General features: G+C 66.1%; 8 protein-coding genes and 1 pseudogene. 6 read left to right on the top strand and 3 right to left on the bottom strand.

The annotated features are described in order from the left end of the window. A pseudogene (locus tag QZ149_RS00675) lies at nucleotides 1-286 on the top strand (hypothetical protein); the annotation flags it as partial. A gap of 342 nt (nucleotides 287-628) precedes the next feature. Next, on the top strand, nucleotides 629-1,288 hold the full coding sequence (locus QZ149_RS00670) for a hypothetical protein (RefSeq protein ID WP_291448643.1): 660 nt from the start codon (nucleotides 629-631) through the stop codon (nucleotides 1,286-1,288). 85 nt (nucleotides 1,289-1,373) lie between these two features. On the opposite strand, the gene QZ149_RS00665 is transcribed toward QZ149_RS00670, so the two are convergent. After that, nucleotides 1,374-2,258, bottom strand: coding sequence for an alpha/beta hydrolase fold domain-containing protein (locus QZ149_RS00665; RefSeq protein WP_291448640.1), 885 nt, complete (start codon nucleotides 2,256-2,258; stop codon nucleotides 1,374-1,376). A gap of 895 nt (nucleotides 2,259-3,153) precedes the next feature. Between QZ149_RS00665 and QZ149_RS00660 the strand changes: the two genes are divergently transcribed. Continuing rightward, nucleotides 3,154-3,756: a hypothetical protein gene (locus tag QZ149_RS00660; RefSeq protein WP_291448637.1), complete on the top strand. Its 603-nt coding sequence runs from the start codon at nucleotides 3,154-3,156 to the stop codon at nucleotides 3,754-3,756. Nucleotides 3,757-4,226: 470 nt separating this feature from the next. Here QZ149_RS00660 and QZ149_RS00655 read toward each other — a convergent pair whose 3' ends face one another. Both QZ149_RS00655 and QZ149_RS00650 read right to left on the bottom strand, forming a co-directional pair. Continuing rightward, complete coding sequence (locus QZ149_RS00655; RefSeq protein ID WP_291448636.1) at nucleotides 4,227-4,526, bottom strand: anti-sigma factor; 300 nt, start codon at nucleotides 4,524-4,526, stop codon at nucleotides 4,227-4,229. Further along, a complete protein-coding gene (locus QZ149_RS00650; RefSeq protein WP_291448633.1) occupies nucleotides 4,523-5,155 on the bottom strand; it encodes a sigma-70 family RNA polymerase sigma factor in 633 nt (210 codons plus the stop codon). Before QZ149_RS00650 ends, QZ149_RS00655 begins: the two co-directional genes overlap by 4 nt. Before the next feature lie 198 nt (nucleotides 5,156-5,353). On the opposite strand from QZ149_RS00650, the gene QZ149_RS00645 reads away from it, so the two are divergent. From QZ149_RS00645 to rsgA, 3 genes are read left to right on the top strand one after another with little or no spacing between them, the layout of a single operon-like run. Next, complete coding sequence (locus QZ149_RS00645; protein WP_291448629.1) at nucleotides 5,354-5,881, top strand: DoxX family membrane protein; 528 nt, start codon at nucleotides 5,354-5,356, stop codon at nucleotides 5,879-5,881. Next, nucleotides 5,878-7,230: a 3-phosphoshikimate 1-carboxyvinyltransferase gene (gene aroA / locus QZ149_RS00640; RefSeq protein WP_291448626.1), complete on the top strand. Its 1,353-nt coding sequence runs from the start codon at nucleotides 5,878-5,880 to the stop codon at nucleotides 7,228-7,230. The genes QZ149_RS00645 and aroA overlap by 4 nt, the downstream gene beginning before the upstream one ends. Continuing rightward, complete coding sequence (gene rsgA, locus QZ149_RS00635; protein WP_291448624.1) at nucleotides 7,230-8,315, top strand: ribosome small subunit-dependent GTPase A; 1,086 nt, start codon at nucleotides 7,230-7,232, stop codon at nucleotides 8,313-8,315. The genes aroA and rsgA overlap by 1 nt, the downstream gene beginning before the upstream one ends. The last annotated feature ends 150 nt before the right edge of the window (nucleotides 8,316-8,465 follow it).

Genomic DNA, 8,465 nt, shown 5'->3' with positions numbered 1-8,465 from the left:
GCATAGCGTGACCGACACGTCTGTCAGTTACGAGCAGCACAAGACGGAGAAGAGGCGCCGCCGCCATTCGTCAACCACCGTGTACGACAACGTCTTCACATTCACGCTCGATGACGGCACCACCCACCACGCGACGCTCGAGCGATACTACGCGGAAGACATCACCCATGAGGGCGGTCTGCCCGGCGTCCTGTACGAGGCCTGCTCCCGCCGTTCGGGATCGGCGTCGTTGAGCATGATGGTCTATCGCAACACCTGGATTATCGTCGAGGCGCGGATCAAATAGGACGACATGCCTTCTCACCGCGCCCCCTTCCTCTCACGCACTGCGGTCGTGGTGTGCGTGGGGAGTCTTGCGGCCGTCGCCTGCGCCGTGATCATTCGAATCGCGTGGATCTCGCGGACCGGTATCCCCCGTGCGCTCACGGCCAGCGCCGCGATTGTCCTCGTCTCACTCATCGGATGTGCCCTCTTTTGTTCGATCCGCTTCGCGGTCCGCGACAAGCGCAGGCGTCACGAGAGACGAGGCCGGCACGGGAAGGATGCTCGACGTCGCGTCGTTCCGAGGACTGCCGCGCGACACACCGCAGACATGAACCGACGGCAGCCACCACGACGGTCCCCCCTCGTGAGCACGCCCTCGCCTGACGCCATCCCGCCTGCAACCGACGCTGAGGACAGGGATTTCAGCTACAAGATACTCGTCGTATTCACTCTTGTTGCAGTCGCGATTGCGTTGTTCAGGGAGGGCGATAACCCGGTTCACGGGCCGAACAGGATCAGTTGGCTCGCGATCGTCTACGCCGTTGCATTCCTCATCATGCTCGCGTGCATAGGTGCCATCACCTGGGCGTTTGATCGCTTCGCGAGAGCTGAGCGCGCCGGAAAGGTCATGGGCTTTCATGCGCGACTGGCGTACCTGGCGCTGCCCGTCATCATTCTGATTCCCAGCGCCTTCAACACGTTGGCCTACGGAACGCCCGTCGCCCTCGACCTGGCCACCGGCCCGCAGACCGTCACCGTTGCCTCGTGCACCCACACGGAACGCACGGAGTCACGTTCACGAGGCCGCTACGCCGGCAGCTACACCGTGATCATCCATCGTTTCACGATGACCCTAACTGACGGCACGACGCATCAGACAAACGTGCGCGACGAATACTTCCGGGATCACAGCACCATTAACAGGGTCCTCGACGACGCCTGCATCAAGAACCCGGGGACGACTTCCGTCACCATGAACGTCTACTACTACTCCTGGGTGATTAATGACGCTCACCTGAATTGAGCCTCACCGCAGCGTCCCCGCGTCTCGTCCACGGCCTCGTCCCTCCCACCGACGAGGCCGTGGAACGTTCGTGAAACACGCGGCCTCAGCGGCTCCTGAGAACCCCCGTCACGAAGCGAGCGCTGCGATCCAGGGCGGCCACGGCCTCGGGAATGAAGGGGACGGACAGGACGTAGACGTGGAAGCCCCCCGGCTCCACGCGCAGGCGCACATCCACGCCGGCACGAGCTGCCTTGCGCGCAAACTCAATCGTGTCGGGCCCCAGGATGTCGGCGTCGACCTGGAAGATGAGCATTGGCGGCAGCGCGGAAAGATCGTCGTACAGGGGGCTGACACGCGGATCTGCGGGGTCCAGGTCCCCCGCCCACGCGCGTCCCGCCCACGCCAGCCCGGGTACACGCAGGATCTTGTCGAGGCGCTGCACGTCCGTGATCGCCGGGTTCGTCATCGTGACGTCCACCCACGGCGCGTACAAGACGAGGCCATCCACCTGACGTGCTCCCGCGTCCCGTCGCTGCATCGCCAGAGAAATAGCCAGGCCGCCCCCGGTGGAGTCGCCGAAGAGGATGACTCGGCCGAACTCAGCCTGGACCTCGTCAATGATGGGCTGGACGACGTCGAATGCGTCGGTCGCCGCGTGTTTGGGGGCGAGCGGGTAGTCAGGAATGATAACGGGCAGGCCTGTGCGGTCGATGAGGCCTTCGACGATGCCCCACTGCCCCTCGACCAGCGGATACGCGTAGGCACCGCCGTGCAAGAAGACGAGGACCCCGCCCGAGCGCAGGCCCCGCTTGGGGAGCACACGGGTCACGCCGCCGTCGGTGGTCGCCGTGAAGCGGGCGCGCATGCGCGCTGGCATGGGGCTGGGCTGCGGGGCGTGCAGCGCCATCTCGCGCGCCGATTCCCCGCTGTGCAGCGCCGGCGGCGTCATTCCCATGCGAGTGTGGACAAGACGCATCTGGACGGACATTCCAACTCCTTTGTGTGGGCTGCGCCCGTAGCCGCCGCGACCATGTGCACCGAACAGCTACCAGGATACGCCGCACGGAGTGCGACCTCGTGTGCCCGGAGTCAGGTTCCAACGGGTCCCAGCACTCGGGTGGCAGGGCGTGTGCACGTCCAGTGTGGGCCTCGCGTGTGGGCTACCGGTGCGAGCCTCGCGTGTGGGCTGTCTACGCGGATAGGAAACCAGCACGCGGATAGGTAACGGACACGCGGATAGCTTATTAACCTATCCGTGAGCGCATAACCTATCCGCGAAGGCGCAACCTATCCGCGTCCACAACCCTCAGCGCCATCCACAGGGGGATATGACGTGTCGCTACTATCCACAGGTCCTCGCCGAACGCTTTTCTGAGCACCGTTTCCGGGAGGACACTGCAGCCATGACACAGATGCCAATCCTCATCACCCTGCCCCCAGAAACGACGCGCCATTGCCCCGATACAACGACAGTTCGCATCATGCGCGGGGTAGGCGCAGTGGTCCCCCTCAATGCTGCGTCAGCCGGTCCCTGGGAGGTGTGGGATGCCGTGGCCCGCGCCCGTTTGCACGCCGTCAACGCCTCACACGAACAAGCACCCGTCTTCGTGGGGACCAGCTGCTTACGTCTCATGGGCATACACGGGTGGGCCCAGAATCCAACGATCACCATCTACCGCCCCAACCGACGGTGCACCTCGATGTTGCCGTCCTGTCGCGTCGGTTCAACGACTGTTCCAGAAACATCGGTGTCGTGTTCACCGTTCCCTCCCCTCTCCACAACACGCACCACCGTGGACGGATTGGTCACGGAGCACCCTTACGATGCTCTCGTTCGTTGCGCGCTTCATGAGGATCCTCTGGAAGCATTCGTCCTGGGATGCATGGCGCTCAACTCCTGGAGCCAGTTCTCCATGTTTAGTCAAGACGAGTGCCGACAACGCGCCGAGGAAATCCGGACCGACCTCCTCGCGCGACTCGACCGGGCCGGACAGGTACGCGGGTATCGTCGCGCTCGTTCAATCCTGTCGGCGATCGATCCGGGTTGCGCCAACGCTGCGGAAGCCGCACTCTTATGGATCGTTCGTTCTATCTGTCCCTTCACAGTTCACACGCAAGTCCACATCGGTGTTCACGGGTATCACTACTATGTCGACCTCCTGATCGAGGATCTCCACATCATCATTGAGTTCGACGGAGTCACGAAACTTGGCGAGACGCGCGATGAATTCGAACAGGCAAAACGTAACTGGGTCATGCGCGACCAAAATCTCCGAGATGCAGGCTGGCAGGTGATCCGAGTCAGTTGGCCCGACTACAATGATTGGGAGGGACTGCGCATCAGACTGAGCCGTATCCTGGGGCCTATGATCCCCGCTCCCGAGTTCCGTTTCCTGTGGAAACTGCCCTCGAAACGGTGTGATGGCCCTCTTCGCCGCTTCTACACCAGGACTTCGCGGATAGGAAACCAGTACGCGGATAGGTAACGAACACGCGGATAGCTTATTAACCTATCCGCGAGCGCATCTCCTATCCGCGAAGGTGCAACCTATCCGCGAGCAGACCGTTCAATGACGATGTCCTCCGGCCACCCGCACGCACAGGGACACACCGAGGTCAGACAGGGCGGCGAGGAAGCGGTCACGGGCCCACCCGCACGCACAGGTGCGCACGCAGGCATACAAAACGCGCCCGGACCGCTGGGTCCGGGCGCGCAACGAAATCGGCTCAGGCGTTAGGACGCTTGCCGTGGTTCGCACCGTTCTTACGACGATCACGACGCTTACGACCCCGCTTCGACATGTCATTCTCCTTGGGTTTGTTGTCTAGACTGAAGCATTTTTGCACATATTAGCCCCAACCACCAAGGCACAACGCCCCTGCGGCGACGAAGGTCACCGAAAAGCGGCGGCCCGCCCAGGCCTCGTCGAGGCGGGTGAGACCAGCGATGACGCGCTCAGCGCCAGGTGACGGACACGCTCGAAATCGAGGCAACGATGCGGGCGCGCAGCGCAGGTGAGGCATGCTCGGACTCGTAGCAGCCGCGCATGAGAGCACGCACGTGGCGTTCAGCGTCCAGCGCGTCAGTGCAGTGCGGGCAGGTGGCGACGTGCTGGATCATGAGGGCGCGGGCGCGCGCGTCGGGTCCGGGCACGGAGCCGGCGTCGATGAGGCCGCTGCGGCGGTCGCATTCCTCGCAGTCGATGAGTTCGTACAGGGCGTCGAGAACGTCCTGACAGGTGATGTGTGCGCTCACTTCGCTCCTCCGATCCCGTATTCCGCGGCGACGTCAGCCAGCGAGGAGCGCAGGTTCTTGCGCGCCCGGTTCAGGCGGCTCATGACGGTCCCCATGGGAACTCCTAGTTCTTCGGCGATTTCCTTGTAGCTCATTCCTTCAACGTCAGCCATGAGGACAACCATCCGGTGTTCCTCCGAGAGCGAATCGAGGGCCTCGCGCAGCTGCGCGGAGGGCAGCGCTTCGAGAGCTTCGACTTCGGCGGACTTGAGGCCGGTCTCCGCGTGGGAGGCGGCGTCGGCCAGCTGCCAGTCCTCGACGGTGTCGGTGGAGGCGCGCTTGGGCGAACGCTGGGCCTTGCGGTAGCTGGTGATGTAGGTGTTCGTGAGAATCCGGTACAGCCAGGCTTTGATGTTGGTGCCGGGCTTGTACTGGTGGAACTTCTGGTAGGCCTTGAGGTAGGTCTCTTGGACCAGGTCCTCCGCGTCGGCTCGGTTGCGGGTCATGCCCAGGGCCGCGCCGAAGAGTTGATCCATGAGGGGCATCGCTTCGTCCATGAAGCGTGCCTGGAGTGCCTCGTTGTCCGGGGTGGACGAGGCCGTGGCCGGGTCGTGTGCCTCGGGCGTCGGTTGGGAGGTTGTTGTGTCCATCGCTTCCCAGGGTAGTCGTGCCCACAGCGGGCGCGACTGGGTGGGAGGGATGGACGATCATACTGAGGGCAACGCCTCACGATCAGCTTTATTCCACAACCCCCACAGCATGTGCGTTACACCACTTTTGACACGCTGTTTGGAGGCGTCCGGGCCGTTCGGCTTCCCCCGGGGGCCAAGGTATCGAACAATAGGGGTATGAATCTGCTGCGCGTTGTTGCCCGTCCCCTGCTCGCCGCCCCGTTCATCGCCGATGGGGTCGATGCCTTAAGGCATCCCTATGAACACGTGGAGCACGCGGCGAGCGTGCGTCCCCTCATCGATAAGGCGACCGGCGCGGCCGGCTTGGAGCCGCTGACGGATGAGCAGCTGGCCCTCGCCACCCGCGTGACCGGCGCAGTCACGGTGCTCGCTGGCCTGCGTTTTGCGACCGGTCGTCACCCTCGTAGCGCCGCGCTGTGCCTGGCTGCGATTGGCGCTCCGATGGCGCTCGTGCACATGCCGACCCCCGGTGCCATGCGTAAGTTGCCGAAGGATCACGCCAAGTCCCTGCGCGCCCGCGCGTTGGGCAAGCTGGGCCTCGTGGGCGGCGTCCTCATTGCGTCGACGGATCGCGTCGGCCAGCCTTCAGCCCTTGTTGCTCGTGCGATGCGCCGAGATCAGCGCCGCGCGATCGCTGCGGCCGAGGCCGCGGTCGCGGAGCGCCTGAGCGGCACCGCTTCGTGAGCGTGCCCTGGCCCGCTCCCCTGGCTGCCTCTCCCGTGGATGCCACGGTCGAGGTGCCGGGTTCGAAGTCGATCACGGCGCGCGCCCTGTACCTGGCGGCCGTCGCCAATTCCCCCTCCCTGATCAGGGGTGCTCTGGATGCGCGCGACACGCGCTTGTTTGCCGCAGCTCTGGAGGTGATGGGCGCACGCGTCGAGGACGAGGGCGCGGGCGTCCTGCGCGTCACCCCCATGTCGCTGCCGCCGAGCGGCGGGCGCATCGAGTGCGGACTGGCCGGGACGGTCATGCGTTTCCTGCCGCCGCTGGCAGCTCTCTCTCCCGAGGAGACGCTCTTCGACGGGGACGAGCAGGCCTACGCGCGCCCGCTCGGCCCGCTCCTGGATGCGCTGGTGCGTATGGGCGCGACCGTCACCTATCACGGGAAGCGCGGGCACCTGCCGTTCAGGATCCGGGGCCCGATCCACACGCCGCTCGGCGCGCAGGCCTGGGTAGACTCCTCGTCTTCCTCGCAGTTCCTCTCCGCGCTGTTGCTCGTCTCTCCCCTCGTGGGCGATCCCCTCTTCGTGTCGGCTCCGGCCGTCGTTCCGTCGATGCCGCATGTGGAGATGACGCTGGCGTCCCTCGCTGGCGCGGGTATTGACCTGGAGGTCGTGGATGAGGGCCGCGCAGACCTCGCGACGTGGCACATCTTCCCGTCGCGCCCGCGCGGCGGCGACATCACCGTCGAACCCGACCTGTCCAATGCCGGCCCCTTCCTGGCGGCCGCGATGGTGACGGGCGGGCGCGTGCGGATCCCGGCGTGGCCGGGGGTGACGACGCAGGCGGGCGACGCCTGGCGCGCGCTGCTGGGGCACATCGGCGCGACCATCACGCTGGACGAGGAGGGCCTGACCCTGACGGGACCGGGTGCCGGCAACTACCCGGGCATCAACGCAACCATGGCCGAGGTCGGCGAGCTGACCCCCACCCTGGCCGCGATCTGCGCCTACGCCTCGAACCCATCGCACCTGAGCGGCATCGCCCACCTGCGCGGACACGAGACCGACCGCCTGGCTGCCCTGGCCGCCGAGATCAACCGCGCGGGCGGGCAGGCCGAAGAGACCGAGGACGGCCTGATCATTACGCCGCGCCCGCTCCACGCCGCGCAGATTCGTTCCTACGCGGATCACCGCATGGCGACCTTCGGCGCGATCCTGGGCCTGGTCACGCCCGGCATCACCGTCGACGACATCGCCTGCACCTCCAAGACGCGGCCGACTTTCGAGGCCATGTGGGCCTCACTCGTGAGCGCCAACGGTCAGGGGTCCGCCCAGGCCGCCACGGCCTCGTCGAAGGAGGAGGAGCAGTGATGGCGCGGCGCGACACCGGAACCGACGACCCGCGCGTGCGCGTGCGCGCCGGCAAGGGCTCGCGCCCGCGCACGAAGGACCGCCCCGACTGGTCCTCCAAGCCGCTGGGCCGCGTCATCGGCATTGACCGCGGTCGCTACCAGGTGAGCCTGGAGACGGACGGCACCCGCGTGGTGGCCGTGCGCGCCCGCGAGCTGGGGCGCGGCTCCGTCATCATGGGCGACCGCGTGCGCCTCACCGGCGACCTGTCCGGGGGCCCCGACACGCTCGCGCGCATCGTCGCCGTCGAGGAACGCTCCTCGGTGCTGCGCCGCTCCCTTGAGGACGCGCCGGATCAGCGCGGCGAGAAGGCAATCATCGCGAACGCGGACACCATGTGCATCGTCGTGGCGCTGGCGGATCCGCCGCCGCGCACGGGCATGATCGACCGCTGCCTGGTCGCCGCCTACGAGGCGGGCCTGACCCCCATCCTCGTGCTGACGAAGGCAGACCTGGCCAGCGCGGACGAGCTAATCGCCGCCTACCAGGACTTCGACGTGCGCGTCGTGCTCACAAGCGCCGAGGCCGGGGAGGCTGACCCGGGCGTCGCCGAGCTGCGGACCCTGCTGACCGGCCACTGGTCGGTACTGGTGGGTCATTCGGGGGTCGGAAAGTCCACGCTCATCAACCTGCTCGTGCCTGGCGCGGGCCGCGCGACGGGCCACGTCAACGAGGTGACGGGACGCGGGCGCCACACCTCTACGTCCTCGGAGGCCTTCGAGCTGGATGCGGGCGGCTGGATCGTGGATACGCCCGGCGTGCGATCCTTCGGGCTGGGGCACGTGAGCGTCGCCGATGTTCTCGGGGTCTTCCCGGACGTCGCCGACGCAGCGTCCTGGTGTCTGCCGCTGTGCTCGCACGACGAGGAGGAACCCACGTGCGCGCTCGACGCTTACGCGCGCGCCGCCGGTCCCTTCGCCATCGACGAGGCCGGGGACAGTAACGCGGATCAGGTGCATCTTGGGCGTACTTCCCGCGTGGCGTCGGTGCGCAGGCTCCTCGAGGCCGTGGCGACGGCGGAGGCGGCCAGCAAGGTCGCGCGATAATGCCCGCTAATGCCCGCTCACGGACATAGCGCGTCGGCAGAGCGCACACGACCGAAGCATCATGTGACACATTAGCCACTCGTTCTGGTTGACACGCCGCTCACAACACCAACAATGAGAGTGTAGCGACGACCGCTACGCCCGTTTCAC

This window comes from Actinomyces sp. ICM47, from assembly GCF_905369875.1.
Classification (GTDB): Bacteria; Actinomycetota; Actinomycetes; order Actinomycetales; family Actinomycetaceae; genus Pauljensenia.
The sequence above is the reverse complement of the archived record's forward strand: the minus strand, read 5'-3'. Positions and strand labels throughout refer to the sequence as shown.